At 61.2% G+C, this 17837-nt stretch carries 14 protein-coding genes and 5 tRNA genes; 4 read left to right on the top strand and 15 right to left on the bottom strand.

Annotated elements, in window-relative coordinates; genetic code table 11:
• Positions 1-65: 65 nt before the first annotated feature.
• Entirely contained in the window at positions 66-1676 is a 1611-nt protein-coding gene (gene aceB, locus KHO33_RS25990; RefSeq protein WP_200565819.1) for a malate synthase A, read from the top strand.
• A 238-nt stretch (positions 1677-1914) separates the two neighbouring features.
• Here aceB and KHO33_RS25985 read toward each other — a convergent pair whose 3' ends face one another.
• A complete protein-coding gene (locus KHO33_RS25985; RefSeq protein ID WP_200565818.1) occupies positions 1915-2316 on the bottom strand; it encodes a gamma-glutamylcyclotransferase family protein in 402 nt (133 codons plus the stop codon).
• Between the two features lie 55 nt (positions 2317-2371).
• Positions 2372-2866, bottom strand: coding sequence for a ribonuclease E activity regulator RraA (rraA, locus tag KHO33_RS25980; RefSeq protein WP_054041028.1), 495 nt, complete (start codon positions 2864-2866; stop codon positions 2372-2374).
• A gap of 226 nt (positions 2867-3092) precedes the next feature.
• Between rraA and KHO33_RS25975 the strand changes: the two genes are divergently transcribed.
• Positions 3093-3962, top strand: coding sequence for an AraC family transcriptional regulator (locus KHO33_RS25975; protein ID WP_200565817.1), 870 nt, complete (start codon positions 3093-3095; stop codon positions 3960-3962).
• A gap of 39 nt (positions 3963-4001) precedes the next feature.
• On the opposite strand, the gene KHO33_RS25970 is transcribed toward KHO33_RS25975, so the two are convergent.
• From KHO33_RS25970 to gltX, 7 genes are all read right to left on the bottom strand, one after another.
• On the bottom strand, positions 4002-4466 hold the full coding sequence (locus tag KHO33_RS25970) for a GNAT family N-acetyltransferase (RefSeq protein WP_054041032.1): 465 nt from the start codon (positions 4464-4466) through the stop codon (positions 4002-4004).
• Positions 4467-4619: 153 nt separating this feature from the next.
• A tRNA-Asp gene (locus KHO33_RS25965) sits at positions 4620-4696 on the bottom strand.
• 83 nt (positions 4697-4779) lie between these two features.
• Positions 4780-4855: transfer RNA gene (locus tag KHO33_RS25960), tRNA-Glu, on the bottom strand.
• A 61-nt stretch (positions 4856-4916) separates the two neighbouring features.
• A tRNA-Asp gene (locus KHO33_RS25955) sits at positions 4917-4993 on the bottom strand.
• A gap of 82 nt (positions 4994-5075) precedes the next feature.
• A tRNA-Glu gene (locus tag KHO33_RS25950) sits at positions 5076-5151 on the bottom strand.
• Positions 5152-5306: 155 nt separating this feature from the next.
• Positions 5307-5382, bottom strand: a tRNA-Ala gene (locus KHO33_RS25945).
• Between the two features lie 122 nt (positions 5383-5504).
• The gene (gene gltX, locus KHO33_RS25940) at positions 5505-6914 is read right to left on the bottom strand and encodes a glutamate--tRNA ligase (protein WP_200565816.1); all 1410 of its coding nucleotides are present in this window, start codon (positions 6912-6914) and stop codon (positions 5505-5507) included.
• A 415-nt stretch (positions 6915-7329) separates the two neighbouring features.
• On the opposite strand from gltX, the gene KHO33_RS25935 reads away from it, so the two are divergent.
• Positions 7330-8280 carry a patatin-like phospholipase family protein gene (locus KHO33_RS25935; protein ID WP_054041061.1) on the top strand — a complete coding sequence of 317 codons (951 nt, stop codon included), beginning with the start codon at positions 7330-7332 and terminating at the stop codon, positions 8278-8280.
• Positions 8281-8476: 196 nt separating this feature from the next.
• On the opposite strand, the gene KHO33_RS25930 is transcribed toward KHO33_RS25935, so the two are convergent.
• The 6 genes from KHO33_RS25930 to KHO33_RS25905 all read right to left on the bottom strand — a co-directional run bounded on the left by KHO33_RS25930 (position 8477) and on the right by KHO33_RS25905 (position 15678).
• Positions 8477-9142, bottom strand: coding sequence for a C40 family peptidase (locus KHO33_RS25930; RefSeq protein ID WP_054041036.1), 666 nt, complete (start codon positions 9140-9142; stop codon positions 8477-8479).
• Between the two features lie 137 nt (positions 9143-9279).
• Positions 9280-10905: an ABC transporter ATP-binding protein gene (locus KHO33_RS25925; RefSeq protein WP_200565898.1), complete on the bottom strand. Its 1626-nt coding sequence runs from the start codon at positions 10903-10905 to the stop codon at positions 9280-9282.
• A gap of 5 nt (positions 10906-10910) precedes the next feature.
• Positions 10911-12017, bottom strand: coding sequence for an ABC transporter permease (locus tag KHO33_RS25920; protein WP_054041037.1), 1107 nt, complete (start codon positions 12015-12017; stop codon positions 10911-10913).
• The gene (locus KHO33_RS25915; protein WP_054041039.1) at positions 12017-13054 is read right to left on the bottom strand and encodes a microcin C ABC transporter permease YejB; all 1038 of its coding nucleotides are present in this window, start codon (positions 13052-13054) and stop codon (positions 12017-12019) included. Before KHO33_RS25915 ends, KHO33_RS25920 begins: the two co-directional genes overlap by 1 nt.
• Before the next feature lie 42 nt (positions 13055-13096).
• Positions 13097-15052 (bottom strand): extracellular solute-binding protein, encoded by a 1956-nt coding sequence (locus KHO33_RS25910; protein ID WP_200565815.1) that lies wholly within the window; start codon positions 15050-15052, stop codon positions 13097-13099.
• A 278-nt stretch (positions 15053-15330) separates the two neighbouring features.
• Positions 15331-15678: a hypothetical protein gene (locus KHO33_RS25905; protein ID WP_115780276.1), complete on the bottom strand. Its 348-nt coding sequence runs from the start codon at positions 15676-15678 to the stop codon at positions 15331-15333.
• Positions 15679-16535: 857 nt separating this feature from the next.
• On the opposite strand from KHO33_RS25905, the gene KHO33_RS25900 reads away from it, so the two are divergent.
• On the top strand, positions 16536-17822 hold the full coding sequence (locus KHO33_RS25900) for an MFS transporter (RefSeq protein ID WP_054041045.1): 1287 nt from the start codon (positions 16536-16538) through the stop codon (positions 17820-17822).
• The last annotated feature ends 15 nt before the right edge of the window (positions 17823-17837 follow it).

The raw sequence follows: 17837 nt of genomic DNA, 5'->3' as shown, positions 1-17837 counted from the left end.
CGCGACGCAACTCAACCGCATCTCAACATTTGCACCTTTGCAATCTGACCGACCAAGGAGAAACCATGGCGAATCCGCTGTCATCGCAATCATCGCTGTCGCTGCCGCAGGGCATGGAAATCACGGCTGAGATCAAGCCGGGCTACGAAGCAATTCTCACCCGCGAAGCGCTTGATCTCGTCGCCGCGCTGCATCGCACGTTTGAACCGCGCCGCCAGCAACTGCTGCAGGCGCGTGTGGAACGCACCAAACGACTCGACGCCGGCGAGCGCCCCGACTTTCTCGCCGAAACGAAAAGTGTGCGCGAAGGCGACTGGAAGATCGCGCCGCTGCCGCAGGATCTGCAGTGCCGCCGCGTGGAAATCACCGGACCGGTCGAGCGCAAGATGATCATCAACGCGCTGAATTCGGGCGCGGATTCGTACATGACCGACTTCGAAGATTCGAATGCGCCGAGCTGGGATAACCAGATTACCGGCCACATCAATCTGAAGGACGCGGTGCGCCGCACGATTTCGCTCGAACAGAACGGCAAGTCGTACACGCTGAACGACAAGATCGCCACGCTGATCGTGCGTCCGCGCGGCTGGCATCTGGACGAAAAGCACGTGACGGTTGACGGCAAGCGCGTCTCCGGCGGCATCTTCGATTTCGCACTCTTCATGGTTCACAACGCGAAGGAACAGCTTGCGCGCGGCACGGCGCCCTACTTCTATCTGCCGAAGATGGAGAGCCATCTGGAAGCGCGTTTGTGGAACGACATCTTCCTCGCCGCACAGGAAGCCGTCGGCGTGCCGCGCGGCACGATTCGCGCGACCGTGCTGATCGAGACGATCGTCGCCGCGTTTGAAATGGACGAGATCCTGTACGAGCTGCGCGAACATAGCTCGGGCCTGAATGCCGGCCGTTGGGACTACATCTTCTCGGCGATCAAGAAGTTCAAGAACGACCGCGATTTCTGTCTCGCGGACCGCTCGCAGATCACGATGACCTCGCCGTTCATGCGTGCGTACGCTTTGCTGTTGCTGAAGACCTGCCATCGCCGCAATGCGCCGGCAATCGGCGGCATGAGCGCGCTGATTCCGATCAAGAACGATCCGGCCGCGAACGACAAGGCAATGGGTGGTGTGCGCTCGGACAAGGCGCGCGATGCCGGCGACGGTTACGACGGTGGCTGGGTCGCGCATCCGGGTCTCGTGCCGATCGCGATGGAAGAATTCGTCAAGGTGCTCGGCGACAAGCCGAATCAGATCGGCAAGCAACGCGACGACGTGCTCGTCACGTCCGCCGACCTGACGGACTTCCGTCCAGAAGCGCCGATTACCGAAGGCGGTTTGCGCAACAACATCAACGTCGGCATTCACTACCTGGGTTCGTGGCTCGCGGGCAATGGCTGCGTGCCGATTCACAACCTGATGGAAGACGCCGCCACCGCGGAGATCTCGCGTTCGCAAGTGTGGCAATGGATTCGCTCGCCGAAGGGCAAGCTCGAAGACGGCCGCAAGGTCACGGCCGAGCTGGTGCGCGAGTTGTCGGCAGAAGAGCTCGACAAGGTGAAGCAGGCAGTCGGCGGCGATACGAAGCCGTACGATCGCGCTGCACAAATCTTCGAAGAGATGTCGACGTCGGAGCAGTTCACCGACTTCCTGACGCTGCCGCTGTACGAGGAAATCTGAGGCATCTGTGCTTCATGCATCAGCAATAACGACGTCGTACCAAGCCCGCTTTCAGCAGCCACGCAAGACGAAAGAGCGGCCTGGGTCGCAAGGCTGACCGACCGGGCGGCCCGACAGGTGTATGCCTGCCGGGCCGTTTTTTTGTGTGCTCGTTGTGCGCCTGTTATGCGCTCGCGATGTGCGCGTCATGCATTGGTTATGCTGCGGCGCGCTCGCCGTGGGCCAGCCATACAACCTATCAACGCGTGCTGCGGTACTCGACCCAATCACCCGACCTGATTTCCGGCAGGCCCTTCGCCGCTTGCGGCGCGACCGGATAGAAGCGGCAGTTCACGACGTTACCGTCGACTTTCACCATCACTTCCCGCGCGAGGAATCGATCTTCGACGCCGGGATACACGGCTTCGATCTCGTCGAGCACCGCAACCAGTTCATCGTCGATTTCGTAGACGTCGCCGGTGACGTCCACGCCCGCTTCGTCAACCACCAGACCTGGATACATGCCGAAGTCGAATAGATGGCCGCGCACCGTGGCCGTGCCGAGCAGATTCGGTGCGGCGATCTCGTTGCGCGCCGCAGCCTCTCTCAGGTCGTTCACTTCACCGGCCCGCAACGTGCCGTATACAAAAACGGTCTGCATCGTCGTTTGCTCTCCTTGATGATGAGTTCGGATTACCCCGGCTGTTGCCGGGGATTCAGTTCAGCGGCGCGCCCGCCACCAGCACGCCGTCGATATCCACATAGATCCATTCGCCCGGACGTACCAGCGTGCCCGGCAATTGCACCGGCACGTCGCGCTCGCCGGTGCCGAGCTTCTGGCCGCGCCGTGGGCAGGTCGTCAGCGCCGCCACGCCGACATTGACTTCATTGAGCTCCAGCGCATCGCGCACGCAGCCGTTCAGTACGATGCCCGCCCAGCCATTCTGCTCGGCGATTTGCGCGAGGTTGCCGCCCACCAGGGCGCAACGCAGACTGCCACCGCCGTCGACTACCAGCACGCGACCAGCGCCCTTCTCCTCGAGCGTGGCGCGCACGAGCGCGTTGTCTTCGAACACCTTTAGCGTGACCGCTTCGCCGCTGAAACACTCGGCACGGCTGAAGAGATGAAAGACCGGTTCGAGCACGCGCAGTGTGCCCAGCGCCAGTTGGTCCTCGTGTGCGTCGCACAAATCGGCGGTTGCAAAGCTCATGACCTTCTCCTCGGGATCCGTGGACTCGGGACATTATGCAACGTTGACTCCGACGTAACACCTACAATGAGAGGCTCGCGGTGGTTTTGGGTCTGCGCCTTTGGGCCCGCGCGCTCAGGTCCGCGCTTGATGGCTCTACGCGTGAGCGCTCCCTGTATGCGGGTTGCAGGTTGCGCGCATACACCACTGCGTTTTTTGCGTTCCATCCATTGGATCGATCTTCAAGATGAATTCGTCCACTGACTCAGCCCTGTCGAGCCAGGTCCACTTCGCCGACATCCCGCCCGAGTTCCAGCCGACTCAAACGCATCCGATCCGTGTGCGCTCGCGGCTGATGCCTTCGGGCTGGCGTATCGCGCGACACACGCATGCATGGGCGCAAGTGGCCTATGCATCACGCGGCGTGCTGCGGGTTGCGACGACCGGCACGACATGGATGGTGCCGCCATCACGGGCGATCTGGGTGCCGCCGCACGTGACACACGAAGTGGTCGCAGTCGAAGATGCGTTTCTGCGCACGCTCTACATTACCGAAAGCACCGTCCCGGCCGGACTGGATACGCCGCGCGTGGTCGAAGTATCGGATCTGCTGCGCGAAGTCATCGCCGCGCTCGACACGCCAGGCATTTCGGCGACGCGCGAACAGTTGCTAGGCGCACTTGCACTCGATGAGCTGACGCGTTCGGAGCCGCTCCCGCTATCCGTGCCGATGCCGAACGAAAAGCGTTTGCGCGCGTTGTGCGAGGCCGTGATCGCGGACCCGACGCATGGCGAGTCGCTCGAACAGTGGGCATCGAGCGTGGGAGCGAGTACGCGCACAATTGCGCGGCTGTTTCGTCAGGAGTTGGGCGTGAGCTTTTCGCAATGGCGTCAGCAGGCCATTCTCGCGCGTGCGATTCCGCTGTTGAGCCAGGGGCGGCCGCTTTCACATGTAGCGCAAGAGCTGGGCTATCAGAGTCAGAGTGCGTTCTCGGCGATGTTCCGGCGGGCATTCGGTGAAAGCCCACGGGCGTTCATCGAGCGTGGCGCTGAACATCGTGTAGAGAGCGGGGATCGCGGCGATACCGAGGCGGACGAAGAGACCGCGCAAAAGTGACGGCGTAAAGCGTAACCGCCAGCCACTCGCCGCAGTGCGTCAAACGCGCCGCGCCAGATGACGGATCGCCCCGAGTTGCGCCAGACGCGGCCCCGCCAGCTTGTACCCCTTGCGTTGGTACAGCCGCGCGGCAGGATTGTCGACGAACACGCGCAACTGCAACTCGCGCAGCCCGCGCTCACGCGCCCATTGATGCGACATATCGAGCAGATACGTGCCGGCGCCGAGACGCCGATGCCCTTCGGCAATCTGCACGTCGCGGATATGCAGCGAATCGCCTTCCTGGGTGATGCGCAGCACACCGATCGGCGTACCGTCCACTTCGAGAATGAAATTCTCCGACTCGCGCCAACTGCCGAGAAACAGATCGCCACGCCACACCAGATGGTGCCGGCGATAGTAGCCGCCCATGTTATTGCGGGTCAGCGCCTCGGCGAACTCGAAATCGTCCATGCTGGCCGGGCGCAGATGAAACGGTGACGGAGCTTCGGTTGGATCGAACATGGTGGAACGACGAAGATGAGTCGGGTCAACGGTAAAACAGGCCGCGCGCGCTGGCAATGGCTGTTTGTCCCGAGCATACCCGGACGATACCCAGACAGACCGGCTGCGGAAATAAAAAAAGCCCACTTCTTTCGAAGTGGGCTTTTTAAAATCTGGCGGAGCGGACGGGACTCGAACCCGCGACCCCCGGCGTGACAGGCCGGTATTCTAACCAACTGAACTACCGCTCCAGATTTTTGCACCGTGGCTTATGAGCCTGGCTCATTTGCCACTTGCACCGCTCATACTGCTAACCGAGCGACGCCGATGTTGCTGGCGTCCCCTAGGGGATTCGAACCCCTGTACTCACCGTGAAAGGGTGATGTCCTAGGCCTCTAGACGAAGGGGACAACGTACTGCTTACACCTTTAATGAAAAAGCCCGTTCAGGTTTGTATGAACGGGCTTTGTCTGGCGGAGTGGACGGGACTCGAACCCGCGACCCCCGGCGTGACAGGCCGGTATTCTAACCAACTGAACTACCACTCCAGTTTGCCTATCATGACTTGCGAGCGTTGGTTTTTTCTCTGCAAGCTGCGCTGCTTTACTACTACCAAGCGACGCTGATGTTTGGCGTCCCCTAGGGGATTCGAACCCCTGTACTCACCGTGAAAGGGTGATGTCCTAGGCCTCTAGACGAAGGGGACATAATCTTTTCAGATCTGTCTTTATCTTGCTGCTAATTCACGCTAACTTCGTTTTCGTCAGCAGCAAAGACCGATATTCTAACTACGTTACAGCTGTTTGTGAAGTCTTTTTTGCTACAAGCTCCAGACTTCGGAACGACTTCACTCTGCTCTGATGGTGGAGGTAAGCGGGATCGAACCGCTGACCTCTTGCATGCCATGCAAGCGCTCTCCCAGCTGAGCTATACCCCCCTTGCAGAACAGAAACGAGATTTTAGAGGCCAATTTGCGCTTTGTAAATACCCTTTGCGCAATTGCATGCGACTTTTTTCGCAAGTCGCATGCAAACCCTCTCAATGCAAACGCGAACGCGCTTAAGCCAACGCTTTTTCAATACGACCCACGACAACATCGCGGCCAAACAGCATCAGCACGCTGTCGATCGAAGGCGTATGCGTGGTACCTGCCACCAGCAGACGCACCGGCATGGCCAGTTGCGGCATCTTCAGCTTGTGCGCACCAAGCGTAGCCTTCAACGCCGCAGCGATCGCTTCCTTGGTCCACTCGACCGTCTTGAGCGAAGCGGCCAGATCAGCAAGCGCCGGACGCACGACATCCGTGACGTGCTGCGCGAGCGCCTCGGCTTCAGGCGCCGGCGTGCGATAGAACATCGCCGCGTTTTCGGCGATTTCCTTCACCGTCGACGCACGGTCCTTCAGCAAGCCCACCACCGACGTCAGATCGGCGCCCTGCGCAATAGCGGCTTCGTCGATATCCAACCCGGCGAAGAAAGGCTTGGCGAGCTCGGCAAGGCGCGCGTTGTCCGCTTCCTTGATGTAGTGCGCGTTGAGCCAGTTCAGCTTGTCATGGTCGTACTGAGCCGGCGACTTGCCCAGATGCTCCAGATCGAACCATTCGACGAACTGCTCACGCGTAAAAATCTCCGCGTCGCCATGCGACCAGCCCAGACGCGCCAGATAGTTGACCACCGCTTCCGGCAGAAAGCCGGCGTCGCGATAACCCATCACGCTCATCGCGCCGTGACGCTTGCTCATCTTCTCGCCCTGCTCGTTCAGGACGGTCGGCAAGTGCGCGTAGACCGGCGGCTCGGCGCCGAGCGCACGCAGAATGTTGATCTGACGCGGCGTGTTGTTCACGTGATCGTCGCCGCGAATCACGTGCGTGATGCGCATGTCAAGATCGTCCACCACCACGCAGAAGTTGTAGGTCGGCGTGCCGTCCGGGCGCGCGATCACGAGGTCGTCGAGTTCTTCGTTCGAGATCTCGATGCGGCCTTTCACAGCGTCGTCCCACGCGACTACGCCAGAGAGCGGGTTGCGAAAGCGCAGCACGGGCTGCACGCCGGCCGGCGGCTCCGGCAGGACCTTGCCGGGTTCCGGGCGCCACGTGCCGTCATAGCGCGGCTTTTCGCCGGCCTCGCGCTGGCGTTCGCGCAGGGCGTCCAGTTCTTCCGTCGACATGTAGCACGGGTACACGAGCCCCGCGTCCTGCATCTGCTTGAGCACTTCGCGATAACGGTCCATGCGCTGCATCTGGTAGAACGGGCCTTCGTCGATATCGAGGCCGAGCCATTCCATACCTTCGAGAATGGCGTCGACCGCTTCGGTACTGGAACGCTCGACGTCGGTGTCCTCGATCCGCAGCACGAAGGTCCCTTTCATCTTGCGCGCGAACGCCCACGGATAAAGCGCGGAGCGAATGTTGCCGAGGTGGATGAAGCCGGTGGGACTCGGTGCGAAACGGGTACGGACGGAGGTGGTCATTAGCGGTTACTCGGAAGACAGGCGCCGGCGCCGTGGCGAACATTGCCAGTGAAGCGCGGCAGCGGACCGCGTCCATGCAGCAGAAAGCTGCCTTGCACAGACACGAAGGAAATAAATTCAAGAGCCGAATTATACCTTCCGAACACGCGGTGCCTGCCCTCGTCCGAATGGCCAGTGGCAGCGCACAAGACGCGCGGGAAGCGCGCCACGGGAGGCCTGAGCGTTTCCACTGCAACGTTTCATTACCGGAGCGACGCGTGCCCGGAGCTTTGATTTATGATGTGCGCGCGCTGCGGGTGGGGATAGAACCACAGCGCATGGAATCGCCAGCGGCCATTCCGTCCGTTTGACTATCCGCCTGATCGCGGCACCGGTTGCGCCGAGCGCGCCGCCCCTGCCGTTGCTGGAGAACCCGTTGAAACCGTCATCCCCTCGCCTCGCCCGTCGCAACTTCTCGTTGGCGGCCGCCTCCGCGCTGCTCGCTGCCTGCACCACGACCGGCGGCAGCAAGACCGATAGCACGCCGGTCGCCACCGCGCCCACAGTCAACCCGCCACCGCTCGACAAACCGCAGCGGCCGATCCGCGTCGGGCTCGCGCTAGGCGGCGGCGCCGCGCGCGGCTTCGCGCACATCGGCGTGATCAAGGCACTCGAGGCGCGCAATATCCAGGTCGACCTCGTGGCCGGCACCAGCGCGGGTTCGGTGGTCGGCGCGCTATACGCCTCGGGGATGAACGGCTTTGCGCTGAACAAGCTCGCGTTGACCATGGATGAAGCGTCGATCAGCGACTGGGCGATGCCGTTTCGCACGCGCGGCTTTCTGCAAGGCGTCGCGCTGCAAAACTACCTGAATACGACGCTCAACAACCGTCCGATCGAGAAGATGACCAAGCCGCTCGGCGTGGTCGCCACCGACCTGAAGACCGGCCAGCCGATCCTGTTCCAGCGCGGCAACACCGGCATTGCGGTGCGCGCATCATGCAGCGTGCCGTCGATTTTCGAGCCGGTGAACATCGGCGGTCACGAGTATGTGGACGGCGGCCTGGTAAGCCCGGTGCCAGCCTCATTCGCGCGCAAGATGGGCGCGGATTTTGTGATTGCCGTGGACATTTCGCAGCGCCCGGAAAGCGGCCTCACAGCCAGCTCGTTCGACGTTCTGATGCAGACTTTCACGATCATGGGCCAGACGATCAAGGCTTATGAACTCGACAAGTACGCCGACATCGTGATCCGGCCGAATCTGGCCGCGATGAGCGGCAGTGATTTCTCGCAGCGCAACGCAGCGATCCTGGCCGGCGAGGAAGCCGTGGCGAAGATGATGCCCGAGTTGCAACGCAAGATGGCCGCAAGCCGCGCCGCGGTGTAACCCGGCAGGATCGCGCCGGTTATACCGGCCGGCGCGTGGCAGTTGCAGTTGTCTTCGCGCACGCAGCGCCGACCCAAGCCGGCGTATCGCGCGGGAGATTCCGCCCCACATCGGCAAGCACCCAAACGCAAAAAGCCTGCTTCATTCGAAGCAGGCTTTTTTATCGCACCAAAACCGCCGGTGCGGACTGAATCAGTTACTGATTGCCGCCGATCGACGCATTCACGCGCTTGCGCAGATCTTCGCCTTCCTGATAGGAGGTTTCGATCCGGCGTGCACCAGTAAAGCGCTTTTCCCAATACCCGCTATCCATATCGTCGACGCGGATCGTGCTGCCCGTGGAAGGCGAATGCACGAACTTGTTGTCGCCGATGTAGATGCCGACGTGCGAGAACGTGCGGCGCATCGTATTGAAGAACACCAGATCGCCCGGCTTCAGGTCGCTAACGCGAACCTTTTCGCCGACGCGGCTCATTTCCTCGGCGCGGCGCGGCAGTGCCATACCGAGCGTGTCCTGGAACACGTAGCGAACGAAGCCGCTGCAATCGAGCCCCGAATCGGGCGTATTACCACCCCAACGGTAGCGAACGCCAATCATGTTCAGCGCGCCGACCACCACGTCGCCCGCTTTGCCGGCCATGCCGGACAGGAACGATTTGGCGCCGCCGTCGCTGTCAGGCGCGGCCGATTGCGAATTGAGGGGGGACAAAGAATTCGACCCGCTGGGGGTCGAATATGAGGCATTCTGATTAAAACTGCTTACTTCGTCGGCGAACGCGCCGGGAGCTGCTGCCATCAAGACGCCAATGAACATCCCGGCGACGACGCGCGTGCAAGCCTGGGTTAGGTTTCTGTGCTGCATTGGTCGGTATTTTTTGCCTAAAAATCAGTGGGCTACGGAAAAAAGTTTGGTCGATACTAGCCAGTAAGTATTCACGTGTCAAAACAAATAGAAAAATACAATCGAGACACGCACCCAATTGGTGAAAGAGTGCAAAATCAGTGGTCAAGCGCCGCTTTCAGCAGCTTTCGGGTGTAAGGGTGTGCCGGTGTCGCAAAAATCTGCTCAACGTCACCGCTTTCGACGATCGATCCGTTTTGCATGACCGCGACACGATGCGCCATCGCCCCGATTACAGCCAGATCGTGACTGATGAAAACGAAGCCGAGGTTGTACTTCTGTTGCAACCCGGCGAGCAGTTTCAGCACCTGCTGCTGGATCGACACGTCGAGCGCGCTGGTCGGCTCATCGAGGATCAGGATGCGCGGCTCCAGCACCAGAGCGCGCGCGATCGCAATCCGCTGACGCTGGCCGCCGGAGAACTCATGCGGATAGCGGTACAACACCGTGCGGTCCAAGCCGACTTCGCGCAGGACCGACACCACCTTGTCGCGCCGCGCCTGCTGACTCATTTGCGGCCGGTGCAGCGCGAGCCCTTCGCCGACGATCCGCTCAATGGTTTGCCGCGGCGAAAGCGAGCTGAACGGGTCCTGAAAGACAACTTGCATATTCGACCGTAAGGCGGTCTGTTCGGCGCCGCGATAGCTGCCGAGCGCCCTGCCCTGAAACTCGATCTCGCCGTGCACCGTGCGTTGCAGGCCGAGCAGGGCCATTGCCAAAGTCGATTTACCCGAACCCGATTCGCCGACGATCCCCAGTGTCTCGCCCTGGCGCACCGACACGTTCGCATCGGCGACTGCGCGAAAGTGCCCCGAGCGAAACCAGCCGCTCAAGCCCGGCAGCTTCGTTTTGAAATCGACTGAGACATCGCGTGCTTCCAGCAGCACCGGCGAGATCGGCAGCACCGGCACCACCGTGCGTTGTGGGCGGCTCGCCAGCAGACGTTGCGTGTACGGATGCTGCGGCGACTCGAACACCTGCTCGACCGACCCGCTTTCCACGAGTACGCCCTGCTCCATCACCGCGATGCGTTGCGCGAAATGGCGCACCAGATTCAGGTCGTGCGTGATCAGCAGCACGGCCATGCCGCGTTTCTCGGCTTCGTCGCGTTGCAGTTCCAGCAGCAGCTCGACGATCTGCGCGCGGATCGTCACGTCGAGTGCCGTTGTCGGCTCGTCGGCCAACAACAGGCGTGGGCGGCACGCGAGCGCCATCGCGATCATCGCGCGCTGCCGCTGACCGCCCGAGAGCTGATGCGGATAGCTGTTCACCCGCTTGCCGGGCTCGGCGATGCCCGTGCGCCCCAGCAACGCCACCGCGCGCTTGCGCGCCTCGTTCGCCGTGACGCCGTCGTGCACAACGATCGTCTCCGCAATCTGGTCACCGACCGTATAGAGCGGATTGAGGGCCGTCATCGGTTCCTGGAAGATCATCGCGATGTCCGAGCCGCGCATGCCGCGCATCTCACGCTCGCTTTTCGCAAGCAGATCCTGCCCATCGAAACGGATCGACCCGCTCACCTGCGCGTCGCTCAACAGACGCAGGATCGACAGCGCGGTCACGCTCTTGCCCGAGCCCGATTCGCCGACCAGCGCGACCCGCTCGCCGCGTTGAATCGCGAGCGTCACGTCGTTCACCGCGACCGTGTCGCCGAAGGTCACATGCAGATGATCGAGTTCCAGCAGCGGCGGCGTCACAGCCTGTTTTGCGTCGTTCTGTACCATGGCGCTCACTGGTTGCCTCCTGCGCGCATGGCATCGGATATGCGCGTGTCTAGCGCGTTGCGCAGCGCGTCGCCCATGAACGTCAGCAGCAATAGCATCGCAACCAGCACACCGAACGTGGACAGCGAGATCCACCACGCGTCGAGATTCGCTTTGCCTTGCGCGAGCAGCTCGCCGAGACTCGGGGTCGGCGACGGCACGCCGAGGCCGAGAAAGTCGAGGCTGGTAAGCGCGAGAATCGCGCCGCTCATGCGGAACGGCAGAAACGTGATCACCGGCGTCAGACTGTTGGGCAAGACGTGGCGCCACATGATCTGCCAGTTCGAGAGCCCCATCGCTCGAGCCGCACGCACATAGTCCTGATGACGGTTGCGCAGAAACTCCGCGCGTACGTAATCGGACAACCCGATCCAGCCGAACAGCGACAGCAGCACAATCAGCAGAATGAACCCCGGCTCGAAGATCGACGAGAAAATGATCAACAGGTAAAGCTCCGGCATGGCGCTCCAGATTTCGATCAGGCGCTGCCCAATGATGTCGATACGTCCTCCGAAGTAACCCTGAACGGCGCCTGCTGCAATCCCGAGCACCGTGCCGATCAAGGTGAGCACCAGCGCGAATTCCACCGACACGCGAAACCCGTACAGAAGACGCGCGAAGAGATCGCGGCCACGGTCGTCGGTACCGAACCAGTTATCGCGCGACGGCGGCGCCGGGTTCGGTGCCTTCGAGAAGTAATTCAGCGTGTCGTAGTAGTAGCGGTTCGGCGGGTACACAGCGAAATTACCCGGCGTGTCGAAGCGATGCTTGATATACGGATCGAGATAATCGGCGGGCGTTGGGAAGTCGCCGCCGAAGGTGGTCTCCGCGTAGGTCTTGAACATCGGAAAATACAACTGCCCTTCGTAGCGCACTACGAGCGGCTTGTCGTTCGACCACAGCGGCCCGGCAAGGCTCGCGGCAAACGCGACGACGAAGATGATCAAACTCCAATAGCCAAGACGCTGCTGGCGAAAACGCTGCCAGACGCGGCGCGCGGGCGTAGGTGACACGAACGCGCGAACCGGTTCGGTGCGCGCCGCCGCATCGGTTGAAAGACGGGCTCGATTCATCAGCGCTCCAGTTGTTCGAATTGGATGCGGGGATCGACCCACACATAGCAGAGATCGGAAATCAGCTTGGTCGCAAGACCAATCAACGTGAAGAGATAGAGCGTGCCGAGCACGACCGGATAGTCCCGCCGCACCACCGATTCGTACGACAGCAGGCCAAGTCCATCGAGCGAAAACAGCGTCTCGATCAGCAGACTGCCGGTGAAAAACGCACCGATGAACGCCGCCGGGAAGCCGACGATCAACGGGAGCAACGCGTTACGAAACACATGCTTCCACAGCACGCGCTTTTCCGACAAACCTTTGGCGCGCGCGGTCAGCACGTATTGCTTGCGTATTTCGTCGAGGAAGGCATTTTTCGTCAGCATCGTGACGACCGCGAAACTGCCCACCACCGAGGCCGTGATCGGCAACGTGATGTGCCACAGATAGTCGACGATCTTGCCGCCAAGACTCAATTGCGCCCAGTTATCCGAAGTGAGATTGCGCAGCGGGAACAACTGCAGGAAACTGCCGCCGCCGAACAGCACCAGCAGCAGCACGCCGAGCACAAAGCCCGGAATCGCATAGCCGACCAGCACGACGAGGCTCGTCGCGATATCGAAGCGCGAACCGTTGCGCACCGCTTTGGCGATGCCCAACGGCACCGATATCAGATACGTCAGAAAGAACGTCCATAAGCCGATGCTGATCGACACCGGTAACTTCGAAACGATCAGCGACCACACGCTCTGGTGGCGGAAATAGCTTTGGCCAAGGTCGAACGTCGAGAAGCGTTTGAGCATCAGGACGTAGCGCTCGAGCGGCGGTTTGTCGAAGCCATACAGCACTTTCAGCTGCGCGATCTGCTGCGCGTCGACACCGGTATGCGTGCGCAGGCCGAACGGCGCGCCGTTTTCCGCGCCTTTGCGCAGCTCGTGCTGCATCTGCTCGACCGGGCCGCCCGGAACAAACTGGATCACAACGAAGGTCAGCGTCAGCACGCCGAGCAAGGTCGGGATCATCAACAGCAGGCGTTTGAGGATGTAGCTCCACATGGCGTCGTTTCCGGTGCGAAGGCGGTGAATGAATGGACGCGTTCAGTTCGACTGTGCTTGCGGCGCTTGCGGCTGTGCATACCACCACATCGACGTGATCCAGCCTTCCGCGCCATAGTACAGAGGCAGCGTCTTCGGCCAGGCGAGACCGCGCTTGAACGCCACCCGGTGCGAAGCGCTATACCACTGCGGAATCACATAGTAGCCATGCATCAGCACGCGGTCGAGCGCGTGCGTCGCGTCGATCAGTTGCTCGCGCGTCTGCGCATGCACGAGCGCGCTCAGGATCGCGTCGACGGCCGGCGACTTCACCCCGATCACATTGTCCGAACCGTTGGTGTCCGCGGCCTTGCTACCAAAACGGTCGATCTGCTCCGAGCCGGGCACCTGCACATCCGCCATGCGGATCGTGGTCGTGTCGAAGTCGAATGCGTCGAGCCGTTTCTGATAGACCGCGAAGTCGGATACGCGAAACGTCGCGGTGATGCCGAGTTTCTGAAGATTGCGAATGAAGGTCGCGACGATCGGCTCAAACTGCGCGGACGAGCCGGAATCGTCAAGAATCTCGAACTGGAATGGCTCGCCTTTGGCGTTGCGCAATGCGCCGTCACGATAGGTCCATCCGGCTTGCTGCAACAACGCGCGCGCTTGCAGCAGATTGGCGCGCAGCGAGCCCGGCGGATCGGTGTCGGGCTGCTTTGGCGGCAGACCGAATACGGCCGGATCAAGTTTGGCGCGCCACGGGTCGAGCAGCGCCAACTCGCCAGGCGTTGGCATGCCCTTCGCCTGCAATTCCGTATTGGCGAAGAAACTGTCGATGCGCGTGTACTGATTGAAGAACAGTTGCCGGTTCAGCCACTGAAAGTCGAGTGCGAGATCGAGCGCCTTGCGCACCCGCACGTCCTGAAACAATGGCCGCCGTGTGTTGAGCACGAAGCCTTGCATGCCGGTGCCGTTATGTTGCGGGAATTCCCGTTTGATCAGCTCGCCGCTATCGAACTTCTTGCCGACGTCGCGCCGCACCCAATTGCGCGCGACATACTCGACCAGTGCGTCGTACTCGCCGGCCTTGAACGCCTCGAGCCGCGCGGTGCTATCCGAATACAGCTTGTAGACGATCCGATCGAAATTGTTCATGCCGACCCGCACCGGCAACGTCGCACCCCAATAATTCGGATCACGTCGGTAAGCAATCGTGCGGCCGTTCTCGTACTGATCGATCAGATAGGGGCCGCTTGCGATCGGCTTCTCGAACGCCAACTGGTCGAACGCGATGCGGCTGCCGTCCGGCTTCATCCCCCACTTACGCGAAAACACCGGCATGCTGCCCACGAGCAACGGCAACTCGCGATTGCGTTGATGAAACTCGAAACGGATCGTATGGGGATCAACAACCACTGCTCGCGTGATCTCGCCAAAAATCGATGCGAATTGCGGCGCGGCCTGCGGGCTTTTCAGCGTGTCGAGCGAAAACTTGACGTCGTCCGCCGTGACCTGATCGCCGTTCGAAAAGCGCGCGCGCGGGTTGATGTGAAATGTGGTCGACAGGCCGTCGGGCGTGATCTTGATGTCGTCAGCGAGCAGGCCATAGGCGGACGCCACTTCGTCGCTACTGCCGATGGTCAGGCTCTCGAACATCAGGTCGACGCCCGGTGCGGGATTGCCGCGCAGTGTGAACGGATTGAATTTATCGAAGCTGGTAAGCCGGCTCGGATTGGCCAGCACCAGCGTGCCTCCCTTTGGCGCATCCGGGTTGACGTAATCGAAGTGCTTGAAATCCGCGGGATATTTCGGCTCGCCGTATTGCGCAATCGCATAGACCGCCTGGGCCTCGGGCGCGACGAGCAAACCGGCGAGGAGCGACACGCCGCACAGCGCAACAGCGCACGCCGAGCGCGAGGAGCGCGGCACAACCGGTAGACCGACACGCGATAGCCTGTGAATCACGCTGCACCAAAGTGCACGAGGCGTTTGAACCCATCGCGAGCCAGTTGTCATAAGGGCCTTGTTGGTCAGTAGGCAATTGCGGTGTGAGGGAATTCTACCCAATAAAACTGCGCAATCCGCACATCTCATCTGCAAGACGTTTGCGTGCGTGGTGCGCAGACCTCATTGGGAGAATTCATGGGTGTCCCCGCTGACAAGCGCGTCCTGCTGACCGGCTTGCGGAGTTGAATCGGCGTTTTCGACTCAGCCCGCAGGTTTCGCGAGCACAAAAAAAACCGCCCTTCTGGGGGCGGTTTTTTTCAACGGGTCAACCGTGGCTTTTTGATGGCTTAGTGCCAGCCGCGACGATTGTCGTAGTGGTCACGGCCGTAATCGTAGCGGCCCGGGGGATGATGCCGATACCAATCGTCACGCGCCCAGTAGCGGCGGCCGTCCCAGTATCGGTCGCCGTGCCAACCGATGACGATCGCCGGGCCGCCGTAGTACACGGGAGCCGGTTGATAGACGACGGGAGGCGGCGGGGGCGGCGGCGGTGCGTAGACCGGAGCCGGCGCCACGTAGACCGGCGCGGGAATGCCGATATTGACACCAATGTTGAGCCCGCCGGCCATTGCAGCACCCGACGCAGCCAACCCGAGAACCCCGATCAGAAGTGGAACAAGACGTGCGGACTTCATTGATCACCCTTTTGAAGAATGTGTGTTGTTGGCCGAAATATAGCGCAAGGCAGCCGTCCGCGTATTTCAACTTTGTAATAACTGATGCACAACATCGCACGGGTGGCCGCCTCGTTACGTCTCGTTACATTGGACAAAGGTTTGGTGAAAAAGTGGTGGCGGTGTAATCGGGCCGCCTTGTTTGTTGGCCGGTTAGTCGCTCGTCTGCGGGCAAGTTGCTCATCGTTCACCGCCCTCGCCGCTGCGGGGTAATTCTGGCCGCCGCTTTCGCGCGTGCCTGGTCATCCGGTCGCCGGCTTCACGATCCGCTCTGTAGCCGCGGCAATGGCGGCGCACTCAAATCAGTAGGATGTCGAATCATTCTTACGGCACGTGGCGGGCCTGACCTGACTGCAAAACCCGTCCGCTCCATCCGCCTCAATCGCCCCTGCCTTCCCGCGCGTTCGCGCCGCCCCGTAGGCGCAATTCATATCGAATCGCAAGACGGCGTGGCGTCGAGAAGCATCGCCTCCCGTCCAAGCCACCTCACCACCTGCCCCCTCCGCCGCGATCGCCCCGGCCCAACCACACTCATTCGCGAAGGCCAGCAAAACGAACATTGGATGTTCGAAAGAACATTTAAACAAAGTTTAGAAGTCAGCGGTCGTCCGACCTCATTACCAACCAAACGGGGTAACAAAGGCCTAATTCAATAGATATTTCAACCAACTCAACCACTTAACCCATGGTTTTCCCTAGTATCCGACGGCGCTGCCAGTGATACGATGACTGACACTAAACGCAGATAAATGTTCGAATTCGCGCATGCTTGCCGTCCAGCGGCCAGTCAGCGGACACATTGGGTACGGAGACAGATTTTGAAAACAATCATTGGTTTGCGCTGGTGGATCATCGCGCTCGTGTGTGCCGGGACGATCGTCAACTATCTGTCGCGCAACGCCCTCGGTGTGATGGCGCCTCAGTTGACGCAACTGTTGCACATGAGCACCAAGCAGTACTCGTATGTAGTCGGTGCGTTCCAGGTCGGCTATACGATCATGCAGCCGGTATGCGGCCTGATCATCGACCTGATCGGCCTGAGGCTCGGCTTTGCGCTGTTCGCCTGCCTCTGGTCGCTGACGGGCGTGCTGCACGGTTTCGCGACCGGCTGGCTATCGCTTGCGGCCTTGCGCGGACTCATGGGCTTGACTGAGGCCGTCGCCATCCCGGCAGGCATGAAGGTGGTCGCCGAATGGTTTCCCAATCGTGAGAAATCCGTGGCGGTGGGCTACTTCAATGCGGGCACCTCGCTCGGTTCGCTGCTCGCCCCGCCTCTCGTCGTCTTCCTGTCGCTGAGATATGGCTGGCAAAGCGCGTTTGCGGTGACCGGTGCGCTCGGCTTCGTCTGGGCTGCCGCCTGGTATGTGCTGTATCGCTCGCCGGCCGATCACGCGCGCATCAGTGCGGCCGAGCGCGAGACGATCGTCAGCGGACAAACCCCGGGCGCGCCGCAACGGCGCAGCATCCGCGAAGTCCTCCGTACGCGCCGCTTCTGGGCGATCGCGCAAGCGCGCTTCTTCGCCGAACCGGCGTGGCAAACGTTCAGCTTCTGGATTCCGCTTTACCTCGCGACGCAACGCCACATGGATCTGAAGCAGATCGCGATGTTTGCGTGGCTGCCATTTCTTGCCGCCGACCTCGGCGGCCTCTTCGGCGGCTACCTGTCGCCGTTCCTGATGAAGCATTTGCGCATCCCGCTGATCGGCTCGCGCATCGCCGGTGTCGTGCTCGGCGCTTTCATGATGCTCGGACCGGCCTGTATCGGCCTCGTCGCCTCACCGTATCAGGCGATCGCGCTCTTCTGCGTGGGCGGCTTCGCGCATCAGATGATCTCGGCGCTCGTCAACACCTTGGCAGCCGACGTCTTCGACCCCAGCGAAGTCGGCACCGTCGCCGGATTTGCCGGGATGTCCGCGTGGATCGGCGGCCTGGGCTTTTCGTTACTAGTGGGCGCGCTGGCCGATACGATCGGCTACACGCCGCTCTTCGGCGCCCTCGGCGCGTTCGATCTCATCGGCGCCACGCTGCTGATCATTCTGATGCGCGGCGTCAAACGCGACGCCCGTCCGCACCAAGTCGACAACAACGCCAGCCCTGCTGCGTGACCTCACTCGAAGACC

It is taken from the genome of Paraburkholderia nemoris, from assembly GCF_905221015.1.
Lineage (GTDB): Bacteria > Pseudomonadota > Gammaproteobacteria > Burkholderiales > Burkholderiaceae > Paraburkholderia > Paraburkholderia nemoris.
This window is presented reverse-complemented; position numbering and strand designations above follow the sequence as displayed.

What these genes read in the sequence shown, in the direction of transcription:
- gltX (WP_200565816.1), bottom strand. Translation starts at nt 6,914, where the DNA reads ATGACCACCTCCGTCCGTACCCGTTTCGCACCGAGTCCCACCGGCTTC.
- KHO33_RS25975 (WP_200565817.1), top strand. Translation starts at nt 3,093, where the DNA reads ATGAATTCGTCCACTGACTCAGCCCTGTCGAGCCAGGTCCACTTCGCC.
- KHO33_RS25920 (WP_054041037.1), bottom strand. Translation starts at nt 12,017, where the DNA reads ATGAATCGAGCCCGTCTTTCAACCGATGCGGCGGCGCGCACCGAACCG.
- KHO33_RS25985 (WP_200565818.1), bottom strand. Translation starts at nt 2,316, where the DNA reads ATGCAGACCGTTTTTGTATACGGCACGTTGCGGGCCGGTGAAGTGAAC.
- KHO33_RS25910 (WP_200565815.1), bottom strand. Translation starts at nt 15,052, where the DNA reads ATGACAACTGGCTCGCGATGGGTTCAAACGCCTCGTGCACTTTGGTGC.
- KHO33_RS25970 (WP_054041032.1), bottom strand. Translation starts at nt 4,466, where the DNA reads ATGTTCGATCCAACCGAAGCTCCGTCACCGTTTCATCTGCGCCCGGCC.
- rraA (WP_054041028.1), bottom strand. Translation starts at nt 2,866, where the DNA reads ATGAGCTTTGCAACCGCCGATTTGTGCGACGCACACGAGGACCAACTG.
- aceB (WP_200565819.1), top strand. Translation starts at nt 66, where the DNA reads ATGGCGAATCCGCTGTCATCGCAATCATCGCTGTCGCTGCCGCAGGGC.
- KHO33_RS25925 (WP_200565898.1), bottom strand. Translation starts at nt 10,905, where the DNA reads ATGGTACAGAACGACGCAAAACAGGCTGTGACGCCGCCGCTGCTGGAA.
- KHO33_RS25915 (WP_054041039.1), bottom strand. Translation starts at nt 13,054, where the DNA reads ATGTGGAGCTACATCCTCAAACGCCTGCTGTTGATGATCCCGACCTTG.
- KHO33_RS25930 (WP_054041036.1), bottom strand. Translation starts at nt 9,142, where the DNA reads ATGCAGCACAGAAACCTAACCCAGGCTTGCACGCGCGTCGTCGCCGGG.
- KHO33_RS25905 (WP_115780276.1), bottom strand. Translation starts at nt 15,678, where the DNA reads ATGAAGTCCGCACGTCTTGTTCCACTTCTGATCGGGGTTCTCGGGTTG.